Source organism: Rubrivirga litoralis (genome assembly GCF_031846415.1).
Taxonomy (GTDB): Bacteria; Bacteroidota; Rhodothermia; order Rhodothermales; family Rubricoccaceae; genus Rubrivirga; species Rubrivirga litoralis.
In genome coordinates, this window is sequence record NZ_JAVRHT010000017.1 from 47,932 (window position 1) to 61,353 (window position 13,422).

Sequence of the window (13,422 nt, forward strand, 5' to 3'; positions counted from 1 at the left end):
CCCCTCTCGTCAAACGCCAGCCGCGTTCCGTCTCGGCCCACCCAGCCCACGATGCGCGCGGGGCTCCCAACAACGAGCGCAAAGTCTGGCACGTCCCGCGTGATGAGCGCCGCCGCCCCGACAAGCGCCCACCGTCCGACCCGCCGACCCGCCAAGACTGTCGCGTTTGCGCCGATGCTGCATCCTTCGGATAAAACAGTCTGGTCGTACTGCTCGGGTCGGCGCCGGCTCCGAGGTAGGAGGTCGTTCGTAAACACAGCACTCGGACCAATAAAGACGTCGTCCTCCACGCAAACACCATCCCACAGGTACACGCCGCACTTCACCGTCACGCGGTCTCCTACGATGGCGCCGCCCTCGACAAACGTATGGTCGCACACGTTGCAGTCGGCACCGACGGCGGCTCCGGCCGCGATGTGCGCAAACGCCCACACGCGCGTACGCGCGCCAACAGTGGCACCATCGTCGACAAGGGCGTGAGAGTGGAGAGCGGCGTCAGGGTGAACGCTGGACGGGGCGGACGCGCTCATGCCACCACCTCCGCCTCGGCGGCCAAGCGCAGCAGGTACTGCCCGTACGCGTTCTTCGCGAGCTGGGCGGCCAGCCGCTCGACATCCTCGGCCGAGATCCACCCCTGCTCGAAGGCCACCTCCTCGGGGCACGCGATCTTCTGCCCCTGCCGCTGCTCGATGGTCTCGACGAAGTTGCCGGCCTGGAGTAGGCTCTCGTGCGTCCCCGTGTCGAGCCACGCGAAGCCCCGCCCCATCCGCTCGACGGCGAGGTCGCCGCGCTCGAGGTAGACCCGGTTCACGTCGGTAATCTCGTACTCGCCCCGCGCCGACGGCGCGAGCCCGGCCGCGACGTCCAGCACGTCGTTGTCGTAGAAGTAGAGCCCCGTCACGGCGTAGTGCGAGCGCGGCACGGAGGGCTTCTCCTCGATCGACACCGCCTGCCCGTCGTCGTCGAACGAGACCACTCCGTAGCGCTCGGGGTCCGAGACCCGGTACCCGAAGACCGTCGCACCCCGCTCGCGCTCGGCCGCGCGGCCGAGCATGTCCTGGAGCCCCGCCCCGTAGAAGATGTTGTCGCCCAACACCAGCGCCACGCGGTCCGCGCCCACAAAGTCACGGCCGATCGTGAACGCCTGCGCGAGCCCGTCCGGCGACGGCTGCTCGGCGTACGAGAGCGACATGCCCCACCCCGCCCCGTCGCCCAGGAGCCGCTGGAAGTGCGGGAGGTCCGTGGGCGTCGAGATCAGGAGCACGTCGCGGATGCCGGCCAGCATCAGCGTCGTCAGCGGGTAGTACACCATCGGCTTGTCGTAGACCGGGAGCAGCTGCTTGCTCACGCCCTGCGTGATGGGGTAGAGGCGAGTGCCGGAGCCTCCGGCGAGGACGATGCCTTTCATGTCGGGGTCGAGCCGTGTCGGGGGTGAGCCGCCCCGCCCGCGGGCGGGGTGGCGGGCGGGGGCGACGTTACGCCGCGGCGCCGAGGCGCTCCAGGTCGTAGCGGTCGCGGAGGACGGTCTCGCACCAGTCGGCGTGGTCGAGGTACCACCGAACCGTCCGCTCCATCCCGCTCTCGAACGTCTCGTCCGGCGTCCAGTCCAGATCCCGCCCGATCTTGCCGGCGTCGATGGCATAGCGGAAGTCGTGGCCTGGCCGGTCACGGACGTGCTCGACGAGCGAGCCGTAACCGCCGTCCGGCGCGCGCTCCGGCGCCAGCCGGTCCAGGTGCCCGCAGAGAGTCTCAACCACGTCCAGGTTCGTCCGCTCGTTGTGACCGCCCACGTTGTAGGTCTCGCCCGGCGCGCCCCGCTCGAGCACGCGGACGAGTGCACGCACGTGGTCGTCCACGAACAGCCAGTCGCGGACGTTCTGGCCGCTCCCGTAAACCGGGATGGGCCGGCCGCGCAACGCGTTCAGGATCACGACCGGGACCAGCTTCTCGGGGTACTGGTACGGCCCGTAGTTGTTGGAGCAGTTCGTGGTCACGACCGGAAGCCCGAACGTGTGGTGCCACGCCCGGGCGAGGTGGTCCGAGGCGGCCTTCGTCGCCGAGTACGGCGAGTTCGGGGCGTACGGCGTCGTCTCGGTAAACAGGTCGCTCTCGCCCAATGTCCCGTACACCTCGTCTGTCGAGACGTGGACGAAGCGGAAGGCGTCAGCCGCCCCGCCCGAGAGACGGTCGCGGTGCGCGCGGGCCGCTTCGAGGAGCGTGTAGGTCCCGACCACGTTGGTGCGCACAAAGTCGGCCGGGCCGTCGATCGAGCGGTCGACGTGGCTCTCGGCCGCGAGGTGCACGACGGCGTCTGGCGCGTGCTCGCGGAACACGCGGGCGACCTCGGCGGCGTCCGCGACGTCCACGTGCTCGAACGCGTAGCGGTCGCTGCCCGCGACCGGCGCGACGGTCGACGGGTGCCCCGCGTACGTCAGCGCGTCGACGTTGACGACCGAATGGTCGGTTTCCCGAACGAGGTGGCGGACGAGGGCCGAGCCGATAAAGCCGGCGCCGCCGGTGACGAGGATGCGCATGGGCGGGGCGGCCTAGTTGCTGCCGGAGAGCTGCGAGACGATGACGACGGCGGCAGTGACGAGCCCGGCTACGCCGCCCGCGATCCCGATCACGTCGCGGAACGTGGTCCCCGACCGCTGGCGAACCGCCACCTCGATCACGTCGCCGTCCTGGGGGGGTGGGAGGGATACCCGGCTGCGCGCAAAGGCGTCGAGCGCCCCCTCGAACAGCGGCTCCTCAAGTCCGGGACGGACGTAGCGGACGGTCACCTCCCGTTTGTCGTTGTTGAACAGAGGCGGCAGGAGCGGGCCACCCGCCAGCGACAGGATCCCCTGCGCGTCGACCTCCGGTCCGACTTCGTAGAGCCCCGGCTGCTGAACGGCCCCCCACACATCGACGCGTGCAACGGCCTCGACACCCACCGTCAGCACGTCTCCTTCGGTGAGGGCGGGGTGGGCCTCTGGCTCGACGACGAACTGCGAGACCGGCGCGTTGTAGAGCAGTCGGCCTTCACTCGGCCGGTACACGCGGACGTACACCTCGGGGTCGCCCGGCTCCTGCTCGGCCTCGACGGACAGGCCGGCCAGCGAGAGCACGCCCTGGACGTCGAACCCACTTCCTACCTCGTAGACGCCGGGATTCTGAACCCCGCCCCAGACGTAGACGCGCGTCGTGGGCTCCCCCGGACGGGCGTTCACGTAGTACCCGCCCGTCGTAGCCTCGCGACCCTCGACGCGCCCGATCGTCTGGGCGAGGGCGGGGGGGGCGGCGAGGGCCGCGGCCAAAACGAGCGCCGTGAGGGCGGGGCGGAGTAGCATGGATTAGGCAGCGGGAGAGCCGTAAGCGTAGTCGCTCCCGTAGCGGCTCGCGTACTTGCTCTTGTAGCCGTACGACTTGGCAATGTCGAACCCGTTGAGGACCGACCCGATCACGCTCGCCCCCACGCCGCGAAGAGCCTCCAGCGCCGCCTCTACGTCGTGGTCGTTCGTCTGGCCCGCCCGGCACACGACCACCGTCGCGTCGCACTGCGTCGAGAGGAGCGCGGAGTCGGTCGCCGCGAGGACAGGCGGGGTGTCGAAGACGACCACGTCGAACTGGTCGCGGAGGTCCTCGATCACGTCGCGCATCCGCTTCGAACCCAAGAGCTCGGACGTGTTGGGGACGAGCTTGCCGGCCGGGAGCAGCCAGAGGTCGTCGGCCACCTCGGGGAGCGAGGCCACGTCGACCGGCCCGCTCTCGAACAGGTGCTGGACGAGGCCGGGCTCGCGCGGCACGCCGAACTTCTTGTGCGCGGTCGGCTTGCGGAGGTCGGCGTCGACGAGCAGCACGCGCCGCCCCGCTTGGGCGAGAACCACGGCGAGGTTCGCCGCCGTCGTGCTCTTCCCCTCCGACGGGTTCGAGCTCGTGACGAGGACCGTCTTGACGACCACATCGGGCCGGCTAAACTGGACCGCCGTGCGGAGCGCCCGGTACGCCTCGCTGGCCGCGGCCATCGGGTTGAGGAGCGAGACGAGGTGCGCGTCGACCTCGCGGCCTCCGACGTCCACCGCCTCCTTTCCTCCGAAGTCGCGCTGGATCAAGTCCGTCGTGCTCGGGATTGTCGCGAGGACGGGGGCACCGAGCGCCTTGAGGTCGTCCGGCCGGTGGATCCGGTGATCGAGGCGAACCTTCCCCACAGCGACGACGCACCCGATGACGAGCCCGAGGAGCCCCCCCAGCGCCACGTTGCGGAGCCGGTGGGGCGCAAACGGGTACGCCGCGACAAAGGCGGGGCGAATGACCTGGGCGTAGCCTAGCTGCGACTCCTCAGCCAGCCGGGCCTCCTGGAGGCTCACTTCGAGCCCACCGTAGAGCTGCTCCCGGGCCTCCCGCTCGCGCTCGAGCTGAGCGAGTGCGACAAGCTGCTCTGGGACCCGGCTGAGCTCGCCCTCGTAGTCGCTCAGCCGTGCCGCGAGTTGGTCGCGCTGCGCGATCGCCTCGTCGAGCGACACACGCTCGTCGGCCATCCGCGAGCGGAGCTCAGCGGCCCGCTCGAACCCTGAGCGCTGGTCGCCCGGGCCGGTCGCCGTCGCCAGCGACTGGTCCGTGAGCCGCTCCGAGATCTCGCGGATCCGGTCGCGCGCCAGGCCGACCTCGCGGCGGAGCTGCAAGACGCGCTCGCCCGGCGCGGCCGACTCGCGGAGCCGGGGGTTCTCAGAGTAGAATGTGTCGAGGTCGCCTTGGAGCTCGACGAGCCGCTCCTGCGCCGCCTCAAGCTCGGCATCAAGGCCCGATCCAAGCCGGCCGGCCAGGTTCGGCTCGATCCGCTGGAGCTCCTCTTCGAGCGCAGAGATCGATGCCCGTCGCGTTTCGACCTCAATTCCGGCCTCGTCACGCTGAGCCTGGAGGTCGGCAATCCGTTCGACGATCCGGCTCGACTCCTCGTCAAGAGCAATGCCTCCCTCGGTCTCTAGGTAGCGGCGGACGGCGGCGTCCGCGTCCTTGAGCCGGTCCTCCTGCGTGGCCACCTGCCGCTCGAGGTACTCTCGCGACTCAGTAATCCCGGACCGGCTCGACTCCTGCGTCCGGTCCTGGAAGGCGGCCGCGTAGAGGTTGGCGACGAAAGCAGCCTCCTCGGGGTCCGTGCTCTCCACCCCGACACGGATGGCGTCGGCGTCGGGCTCTTCGAGCTCGCTCGTCACGTACTCCCCCTGGAGCCGGAACGCGACCTCCCGAGCCGAGGGCGGGGCGGCGTCGCCGTCGGCCGGTTCTAAGATCGTGAGCGGCCGGTCGGTCCCCGGGATCCGCTTCTGCTGGAGGAGCCGCTCGGCGACCGAGAGCGCGAGCGGGTACGACTGCCGGAGCACGAGGAGCTCGTTGCTCAGGTTGCGCTCGCTCCCGAACGCACCGCCGCCGACGGCGTTGGGGAGCTTCGGGAGGATCGCTCCAAAGTCTCCCTCTTTTTTCTGGACCAGGAGGACGGCGTAGGAGCTGTACCGCGAGGGCGTGACTAGGCTGTAGACCCCGGCCAGTACAACGCCGATGAGGAACGCCCCCAGGACGATCCACTTGCCCCGAAGGAGGACGTCGAGCAGCCCGCGGAGGTCGACCCCGTCGTCGCCCCGGGCGTAGAACGGTTCCTCGACCGGGAGCCGTGCTCCCGGCGCGAGGTCGGCCGGCGCGATCTTGTGGGGGGGCAGCGACATGGAGACGATCGAGGGCCTTAGCAGAGACCCGGGGGCGGGGCGGCCAAGGTAGAGGACACGGTGACTTCCCTACGGGGACTCCTCCGCCAAGAGTATGTGCAGTCTCCGGGGACTCCGCGCGCCCCGCTCCGCCCCGCCCGCCCCGCCCGTTCTTTCGCCCCGCCCCGCCCCGCCCCGCCCCGCCCCGCCCCGCCTGTGCGCCTCGCCGTCCTCTCCGACATCCACGCCAACGCGGCCGCTCTCACAGCGGCCCTCGCCGAGGTCGACCGCCGGGGGGCCGACGCCGTGGTGTGCCTGGGCGACGTCGTCGGGTACGGCCCGGACCCCGGCGTGTGCGTCGACCTCGTGCGCGCGCGGTCGGCAGCGACCGTCCTCGGCAACCACGACGCGGCCTTCGCCGACGACGCGGAGCTCGCACGGCTCCCCCGCGACGGGCAGACGGCGATCCGCCTCCACCGCGAGCTCCTGAGCCCGGACCAAGCCGCGTGGCTAGCGGGCCTGCCGCTCGTGGACATGTACGAGGGGACGACCCTCGTCCACGCCGCCCCGCTGGAGCCGGCTCTGTGGACCCGGCTCGACGCGTTCGACGCCGTCCGCAACCAGTTCGCGGCGTTCGACACGGCCGTCTGCTTTGTCGGTCACTCGCACGTGCCGGCCGTCGTCTCCGACACCGTCGGGGCGTTCAAGGTGCGGCCGGGCCGGCGCTACCTCATCAACGTGGGGAGCGTGGGGCAGCCGCGCGACGGCGACCCGCGGCTGTCGTTCGGGCTCTTCGACACGGACGCGTTCACGTACGAGAACGTCCGGGCGCACTACGACGTGGCGCGGACCGTGGCGCGGGTCCGCGAGCGGGGCCTCCCCGAGAGCCTCGGCCAACGGCTCGTCCGAGGCGCCTGAGCAGAGGGCAGCCCGCGCCGCCTCCACCCCGCCCGACTGTCCTACGGGATGCGGCGGAGCTCGACGCGGTCGGCGTCGTCGGGGTCGAGGCCGAGGACGTCGGCCGCAGCCGCCGAGAGCTCGACGAGATAAGACTGACTGACCGGGCCGCGGTCGGTGACGCGGACGAACGTGCTCCGGCCGGTCGCCGGGTTCGTCACGAGGAGGACCGATCCCAGCGGGACCTCGCGGTGGCTCGCCGTAAAGGCTTCGGGGTCGTAGGGCTCGCCGCTCTCGGTCCGCCGCCCCGCCATGACGTCGGGGTAGACGAGGGCGAGGCCCTCGGCGAACGGCGGCGGGAGCGCGCGGCGGGAGGCCTCGGCCGGGTCGACGGGCCGGGTCAGGTACACGGCCGTGCCCGGCGCGAGCGGGGCGGTCGTGAGCGCGTTGCCGGCCGCGAGCTCGTCGACCGAGAGCCCGAGCGAGGCGGCGATCGAGTACAACGTCTCGCCGGGCTCGGCAAAGTGGACGAGGTCGGCCGGGACCGTCGTCTCGTTCACCGACCACGGGCGGGCGGTCCCAAAGCGGACCGGCTCGACAGGCGCCGCCCCGCCCGGAACGACGGCCGCCCCGCCCGAGGCGACCGCCCCGCCCGGAGCGGCGGCGGTCGAGGCGGCCGCCCCGTCCCCCAGGGCGAGGCGCTGGCCGACCTGGATCTGGTCGCCCTCGATCCCGTTGAGCCGCCGGAGCTCGTCGACCGTCGTGTCGTAGCGGAGGGCGATGCGGAACAGGGACTCGCCGGGCTCGACCACGTGGACGCCAGCGGCCGGAGCGGCGGCCGCGACCGCGGGCGGGGCGGCCGCGACCGCGGGCGGGGCGGCCGTCGGGAGCCGCGGCGGGGTCGCCGCCGGCTGGGGCATGGGGCGGGGCGGCGGACCGGCCTGGGCAGGCGCGCCGTCGGCCACGCGAAGCCGCTGGCCCACCGAGATGGCGTCGCCTTCGAGCCCGTTGAGCTCGCGGAGGCGCTCGACAGTCAGCCCGTACGACCGCGAGATGCGGAACAGGGTCTCGCCGGGCTCGACGACGTGGACGCCCGCCGTTTGCGCAGACGCGCCGAGCGGGGCGAGGAGGACAGCCGCGAGCGCGAGCCAGGTGCGTGTGTGCGTCATCTAGTCGTCGAATCCCAGGCCCTCGGCCTCGAGGAGAGCGCCCTGAAGCTCGGCCCGGGCATGGGGGTCGCCCGCGGCGGTCGCCACGGCGATGCCGGCGCGGAGCGTGGCGCGGGCGTCGTCGTCGCGGCCGAGGGCGCGGTAGAGCGCGCCGAGGTGGTAGTAGGTCCCGACGTAGTCGGCGTGCTCGCGGACGAGCCCCTCGTAGTAGCCCAGCGCCTCGTCGGTCTCGCCCCGCCCCGCGTGCTCCTGGGCGAGCGCGAACCGCGTGAACGGGTCGTCGGGGTCGTCCTGGAGGAAGGTGCGGAGGGCGGCGAGACGGTCCATGCCCGAAGATAGCGGCCGCGCCGGGGCGGGGCGGCGTTGTGCCCTCGCCCGCCGCGCCGTCACCACGAGCCGCCCGCACCGCCCCCGCCGCCGAAGCCGCCGCCGAAGCCGCCGAACCCGCCGCCTCCCCCGAAGCCGCCGCCGCCGAACCCGCCCCCGCCGCCGAAGCCGCCACCCCCGAACCCTCCGCCGAAGCCCGGAAGCACGATGATCCCCGGCCCGCTCCGCCGCCGCCGCCCCGCCCCGCCCGAGCCGCGCGACGACGGGGGCGGCCCCTTCCGCGACGAGATCACCACGAGGACGATGAACAGGACGAACAGGAAGCAGAGGACCGACTGGATGGCTCCGCCGTCGCCGCTCGGCTCCCGCGCCGTGGGCGCCGCGAACTGGCCCGACAGCGCGGACGCGATGGCGTCCGTCGCCGCGTCGATGCCGGCGTAGAACGCGCCCTGGCGGAACCGGGGGACGATCACGTTGCGGACGATGTCGGACGAGATCGCGTCCGTGAGCGCCGTCTCCGCCCCGTACCCCGTCGCGATAAACACGTCGCGGTCCTCGACGGCCACGAGCAGGACCACGCCGTCGTCCTCGCCGGCCCGCCCGACGCCCCACGCTCGCAGGACGTCCGTCGCGTAGTCCGCCGGCGCCACCCCGCCCGTCGTCGGCACGGCGACGACGGCGATCTGGCTCCCCGACGACTCGGCGAACGCGGTCAGCTTCCGCTCCAGGGCTTCGGCCTCCCCGCCCGAGAGCACGCCCGCAAAGTCGTTGACGAGGCGGGGCGGCGTCGGCCGCGCGGGGATGTCGTACCGGGCCTCGTAGGGCCGCCCGTTCTGCGCGCTGGCGGCGGCCGCCGCGAAAAGGACGACGGCGAATGCGAGACGGCGGATCACGGGCGGGGCGGGGTGGCGGACGAGGAGCGGTGGGCGGCGAGCCGGACCGGCCCTGCGGGCACAGCGGCCGAGGTTGGACCGCGGCGTGGCGGAGAGCGCGGTGCTCGTCAAGCCTCACGAGGGCGAGCAGCAGAGCGAGGGCGGGGCGGCGCGAGGTGAGCCGCCCGGAGGCGCTCTAGAACTGCACCTCCGGGGGACGCTCGGCGCCCTCGGTCGCCTCGAACGGCGTCCGGCGGTCGACGCCGGCGATCCCGGCGACGAGGTTGGACGGGAACGAGCGGACGCGGCCGTTGAGGTCGGCGACGGCCTGGTTATAGTCGATCCGCTCGGTCCGAATCCGGTTCTCGATCCCTTCGAGCTGGCTCTGAAGGCGGAGGAAGCCTTCGTTGGCCTGGAGCTGCGGGTACGCCTCCGACACGGCGAGGAGCCGCCCGAGCGAGGCCCCGAGCGCCGTCTGCGCCTCCTGGTAGCGCGCGAGCGCGGCAGGGTCGTCGAGGTCGTCGGGCGACACCTGGATCGACGTCGCCCGGCTCCGCGCCTCGATCACGTCCTGGAGCGTCTCGCTCTCAAAGTCGGCCTGGCCCTGGACCGTGTTGACGAGGTTGGGGACGAGGTCGGCCCGGCTCTGGTAGGCGGCCTCGACGTCGGCCCAGGCGCCGGCGACCTGCTCGTCCTCCTGGACGAGGCTGTTGTACGTGCCGCAGCCGGCGCAGCCGGCGAAACCGACGAGCAGGACGACGACGAGGAGGGCGATGGCTCCGGTGCTTCTCATGGCGGGGCGGTCGGGGGCAGGTGGGCAGAGCGCCTTCCTACGCAGTCCCGTCCAAAAGGATGCTCCCCTCCGGCACGACCCCGCCCCGCCCCGGCTAGAAGAGCGCGGGGCGGGGCGGCGATCGCGGGCGGGGCCGCAGCACCGCCTACAAACCAGCGCGGACGCCCCACTGGGGAGCGCCCGCGAAACGTACCGGCAAACACCGCGGGGCTACATCCCGGACCCGGTGGGGCGAGCGCCCGCCCCGCCCATCGCGGTCATCGGCCGCATCATGGCGTCGCGTCGGGCCGAGTAGAACCCGGCGTCCACGAGGCCCAGGCGGTCCGTGGCCTGCTGCCGAGCGGCGGCGTCGAACCCGCGCCGGCTCATGCCGCGGACGGTGCCCAGCTCGCGCTGGTACTGGTCCCGCTGGCGGCGGAGGGAGATCAGGTCGCGGGCGGCGTCGGAGCGCGCGTCGCCCGTGGCCCGGTCGTAGCGGCCGCGGAGGTCGCCGATCTGGTCGTCGTACTGGTCGAGGCGGTCGGACGCCGTGCGGAGGTAGGCGCTGCGGTTCGGGGCCGACGACAGCTGCGAGCGGTACACGTTGCCGGCGAGCTCGTCGTAGCGGCGGCCGTAGTCCTGGCGCATCCGCTGGGCGGCCTCGGGGTCCGACATCGCGGCGTCCGACGAGCCGAAGTCGGTGCGGAGCTCGTCGTAGGACCGGCGGAGATCGTCGTAATCCGCCCGCGTCTCGTCGTCCGCCGAGCGGCCGAGCACGTCGAGGTCCTGACCGAGCCGGTCCAGGTCGGACTCGTACGACGCCCGGTAGTCGTCCATCATGCCGGTCTGGTCCATCATCCCGGTCTGGGACGTCTGGGGCGGGGTGGTCGTCGGGGGCGTCTGGGCCACCGCCGGCACAGCGATGAGGCCGGCCGCGAGGAGGAGAAAGCGTTTCATAAGGGTGGGGGAAGGGAAAAGCCCTTGTACCCGCGCGGCCGCCCGCCTGGGTCCGCCGCCGCGCACGTTCCGGCCCCGCCCGACGGCGCCCCGGGCGCCCCGCCTGTGGCCTGCCTCGTCCCTCTCCCCACCCCGCCCCGGCGGAACCGCGCACGCGGGGCGGGGCGGTCGCCACCCCGCCCGCTCGTCCTCAGTACAGCCCGACCGGGTCCACGTCGAGGTTGACGCGGTGGCCGCCGGGCGCCCCGACGCGGTCGCGGACCGCGCGCACGACGGCGGCGAGCACCGACGGCGGGAGCGTCCGCGGGGCCTTGACCAGCAGGTGGTACCGCCACCACTTTTTGACGCGGCCGACGAGGGCGGGGGCCGGGCCGAGCACCTCGACGCCGGCCACCTTCTGCGCCTCCTGCCCGAGCGCCACGCCCCACCGCTCGGCGAGCGCCTCGGTCGACCGCTGCTCCGGCCCCTTCACCTCGACGCCGACCAGCCGGCCGTACGGCGGGTAGCCCAGCGCCAGCCGCTCGGCCATCTCGACGTGCGCGAACCCGTGGAAGTCGTGGGCGAGCGCGAACCGGATGGCCGCGTGGTCCGGGTTCCGCGTTTGCAGCAGCACCTCGCCCTGGAGCTCGTGCCGCCCCGCCCGCCCCGCCACCTGGGCCAAGAGCTGGAACGTCCGCTCGGACGCGCGGAAGTCGGGCAGGAGCATGCCCGTGTCGGCGTCGACCACGCCGACGAGCGTGACGCGCGGGAAGTCGAGGCCCTTGGCGACCATCTGCGTGCCCAGCAGGATGTCGGCGTCGCCCCGCCCGAAGCGGTCGAGGATCTTGCGGTGGGCGCCCTTGCGGCTCGTCGTGTCGAGGTCCATGCGGAGCACGCGGGCCTCGGGGAAGACCTCGGCGATCTCCTCCTCGACGCGCTGCGTGCCCTGCCCGAGCAGGCGGAGGTCGCGCTCGCCGCACTCGGGGCACGCGGGCTGGAGCCGCTCCGTCAGCCCGCAGTAGTGACAGCGGAGCTGGTCCGAGAGCTTCCCGTAGCGGTCGCGGTGGACGGTCAGCGAGACGGCGCAGTCGGTGCACGTGGGCGTCCACCCGCAGTCCTCGCACGTGACCACGGGCGCGTAGCCGCGCCGGTTCTGGAGGAGGATCGTCTGCTCGCCCCGCCCCAGTCGCGCCTCGATCGCGAGTCGGAGGTCGTGGCTGAGGGCGCCCTTTAGCCGGCGGACCTGCTTTTCGCGGCCCAGGTCGATCACGCGGACCGGCGGGAGCGGGGCGGGCGCGTGCGTCGTGCCGTCGGGGCCGCGGACCGGCACGCGGTCGGGCATCTCGAGCCGCGTGTACTTGCCCGCGTTCGCGTTCGCGACCGACTCCAGCGACGGCGTCGCGCTGCCCAGCACGCAGACCGCGCCGGCCCGGTGCGCCCGCATCACGGCCACGTCGCGGGCGTGGTAGCGCGGGGCGGGGTCGAACTGCTTGTAGCTCGCCTCGTGCTCCTCGTCGACCACGATCACGCCGAGGTTGTCGAGCGGGGCGAAGACGGCCGAGCGCGGGCCGATGACGATGGGGTAGCGGCCGTCGCGGATGCGCGTCCACGCGTCGAGCCGCTCGCCCGGGCTCATCCGGCTGTGGAGGACGGCCACGGCGTCGCCGAACGGCGCCCGGAAGCGGCGGACGGTCTGCGGCGTGAGCGCGATCTCGGGGACGAGCACGATGGCCGTCTTCCCCTTGTCCAGCGCCGCCCGCAGCGCGCGGAGGTAGACCTCGGTCTTGCCGCTCCCGGTCACGCCGTGGAGCAGGAACGTCCCGCCCCGCCCCGCCCGGATCGCGCCCGCGATGGCGTCGGTCGCCGCCTCCTGGGCGGGGTGGAGGTCGACGGGCGGGGCGGCCTCGGGGGCCGGCCCGTCGAGGCCGTCGGCGCGGCGCTCGACCTCGGCGTCGAAGGCCTCGACCAGCCCGCGCGCCTCCAGGCTCTTGACCGTCGACGACGTGGCGCCGGTCGCGGCGAACGCCTCGGCTTGCACCGCCCCGCCCTCGCCGACGCCGGCGAGGTGCTCCAGGAGCGCCGTCTGCCGGGCGCCGCGGACCGTCCTGCTGTTGCCGCCCGCGGGCGGGGTGGCGAGGCGGAGGTGGCGGGCGGTCTTGGCGCGCGCCCGCGCCTCCTGGACCTCGTCATCGAGGCGGACGGCGCCGGCGGCCTCCAGGCGCCGCAGGAGGTTCTGGGGGACCGTCTTGCGCCCGAGCACGCCGGCCACCTGGGCGACGGGCAACCCGGCCCCGTTCCGCTCCTGGAGCGCGCGGAGCACCTTCCGCCCGCGCGGCTCGTCCCAGGCGTCGGGCGGGGCGAGGCCGTGGACGACGCGGCGGCTCTCGACGCCGGTCCCGCTCGGGAGCGCGGCTTTGAGCGCCTCGCCCCAGGTGCAGAGCGTGTAGTCGGCCACCCACTTCGTCAGCGCGAGCAGGTCGGCCGGCACGGCGGGGCGGGCGTCGAGGACGTCGTACAGCGGCTTGAGCTTGGGGGCCGTCTCCGGGTCCAGGTCGTCGTCGCCGAAGCGCTCGACCACGACGCCCGTGAGCGTCCGCCGCCCAAACGGGACGACGACGCGGGCGCCGGCCACGGCCTCGGCGTCCATCTCGGGCGGCACGCGGTACGTGTAGACGCCGTCGACGGGCGTGAGCGGGACGACCTGGGCGAGCGGCGCGGCGGGCGGGGCGGGCATGGCCGCAAGCTAGCGGGCGGGGCGGGGGGATTGGGGG

The 13,422-nt window shown here is 73.4% G+C and carries 11 protein-coding genes; 1 reads left to right on the forward strand and 10 read right to left on the reverse strand.

All coding sequences use genetic code 11. From position 1 onward, the window contains the following. Window positions 1–526: 526 nt before the first annotated feature. The 4 genes from rfbA to RM540_RS08700 form a co-directional block, all read right to left on the reverse strand. On the reverse strand, window positions 527–1,408 hold the full coding sequence (rfbA, locus tag RM540_RS08685; protein WP_311663161.1) for a glucose-1-phosphate thymidylyltransferase RfbA: 882 nt from the start codon (window positions 1,406–1,408) through the stop codon (window positions 527–529). 67 nt (window positions 1,409–1,475) lie between these two features. Beyond that, a complete protein-coding gene (gene rfbB / locus RM540_RS08690; protein ID WP_311663162.1) occupies window positions 1,476–2,534 on the reverse strand; it encodes a dTDP-glucose 4,6-dehydratase in 1,059 nt (352 codons plus the stop codon). A gap of 12 nt (window positions 2,535–2,546) precedes the next feature. After that, the gene (locus tag RM540_RS08695; protein ID WP_311663163.1) at window positions 2,547–3,332 is read right to left on the reverse strand and encodes an SLBB domain-containing protein; all 786 of its coding nucleotides are present in this window, start codon (window positions 3,330–3,332) and stop codon (window positions 2,547–2,549) included. 3 nt (window positions 3,333–3,335) lie between these two features. Then, window positions 3,336–5,699 carry a polysaccharide biosynthesis tyrosine autokinase gene (locus RM540_RS08700; RefSeq protein WP_311663164.1) on the reverse strand — a complete coding sequence of 788 codons (2,364 nt, stop codon included), beginning with the start codon at window positions 5,697–5,699 and terminating at the stop codon, window positions 3,336–3,338. A gap of 195 nt (window positions 5,700–5,894) precedes the next feature. Here RM540_RS08700 and RM540_RS08705 point away from each other — a divergent pair, with 195 nt between their 5' ends. Then, a complete protein-coding gene (locus RM540_RS08705; protein ID WP_311663165.1) occupies window positions 5,895–6,596 on the forward strand; it encodes a metallophosphoesterase family protein in 702 nt (233 codons plus the stop codon). A gap of 41 nt (window positions 6,597–6,637) precedes the next feature. Here RM540_RS08705 and RM540_RS08710 read toward each other — a convergent pair whose 3' ends face one another. The 6 genes from RM540_RS08710 to priA all read right to left on the reverse strand — a co-directional run bounded on the left by RM540_RS08710 (window position 6,638) and on the right by priA (window position 13,385). Next, the gene (locus tag RM540_RS08710; RefSeq protein ID WP_311663166.1) at window positions 6,638–7,744 is read right to left on the reverse strand and encodes a LysM peptidoglycan-binding domain-containing protein; all 1,107 of its coding nucleotides are present in this window, start codon (window positions 7,742–7,744) and stop codon (window positions 6,638–6,640) included. Next, window positions 7,745–8,071 carry a tetratricopeptide repeat protein gene (locus RM540_RS08715; RefSeq protein WP_311663168.1) on the reverse strand — a complete coding sequence of 109 codons (327 nt, stop codon included), beginning with the start codon at window positions 8,069–8,071 and terminating at the stop codon, window positions 7,745–7,747. Window positions 8,072–8,130: 59 nt separating this feature from the next. Beyond that, on the reverse strand, window positions 8,131–8,964 hold the full coding sequence (locus RM540_RS08720) for a TPM domain-containing protein (RefSeq protein WP_311663170.1): 834 nt from the start codon (window positions 8,962–8,964) through the stop codon (window positions 8,131–8,133). Between the two features lie 175 nt (window positions 8,965–9,139). Then, window positions 9,140–9,736: a LemA family protein gene (locus RM540_RS08725; protein WP_311663172.1), complete on the reverse strand. Its 597-nt coding sequence runs from the start codon at window positions 9,734–9,736 to the stop codon at window positions 9,140–9,142. A gap of 210 nt (window positions 9,737–9,946) precedes the next feature. Further along, window positions 9,947–10,672 (reverse strand): hypothetical protein, encoded by a 726-nt coding sequence (locus RM540_RS08730; RefSeq protein WP_311663174.1) that lies wholly within the window; start codon window positions 10,670–10,672, stop codon window positions 9,947–9,949. 190 nt (window positions 10,673–10,862) lie between these two features. Then, window positions 10,863–13,385 (reverse strand): replication restart helicase PriA, encoded by a 2,523-nt coding sequence (priA, locus tag RM540_RS08735; RefSeq protein ID WP_311663176.1) that lies wholly within the window; start codon window positions 13,383–13,385, stop codon window positions 10,863–10,865. Window positions 13,386–13,422 lie beyond the last annotated feature (37 nt).

Bases quoted from the DNA above. Each gene is read 5' to 3' on its own strand.
- RM540_RS08695 (WP_311663163.1), bottom strand. From the start codon at position 3,332: ATGCTACTCCGCCCCGCCCTCACGGCGCTCGTTTTGGCCGCGGCCCTC.
- RM540_RS08710 (WP_311663166.1), bottom strand. From the start codon at position 7,744: ATGACGCACACACGCACCTGGCTCGCGCTCGCGGCTGTCCTCCTCGCC.
- RM540_RS08725 (WP_311663172.1), bottom strand. From the start codon at position 9,736: ATGAGAAGCACCGGAGCCATCGCCCTCCTCGTCGTCGTCCTGCTCGTC.
- RM540_RS08730 (WP_311663174.1), bottom strand. From the start codon at position 10,672: ATGAAACGCTTTCTCCTCCTCGCGGCCGGCCTCATCGCTGTGCCGGCG.
- priA (WP_311663176.1), bottom strand. From the start codon at position 13,385: ATGCCCGCCCCGCCCGCCGCGCCGCTCGCCCAGGTCGTCCCGCTCACG.
- rfbA (WP_311663161.1), bottom strand. From the start codon at position 1,408: ATGAAAGGCATCGTCCTCGCCGGAGGCTCCGGCACTCGCCTCTACCCC.
- RM540_RS08715 (WP_311663168.1), bottom strand. From the start codon at position 8,071: ATGGACCGTCTCGCCGCCCTCCGCACCTTCCTCCAGGACGACCCCGAC.
- RM540_RS08700 (WP_311663164.1), bottom strand. From the start codon at position 5,699: ATGTCGCTGCCCCCCCACAAGATCGCGCCGGCCGACCTCGCGCCGGGA.
- rfbB (WP_311663162.1), bottom strand. From the start codon at position 2,534: ATGCGCATCCTCGTCACCGGCGGCGCCGGCTTTATCGGCTCGGCCCTC.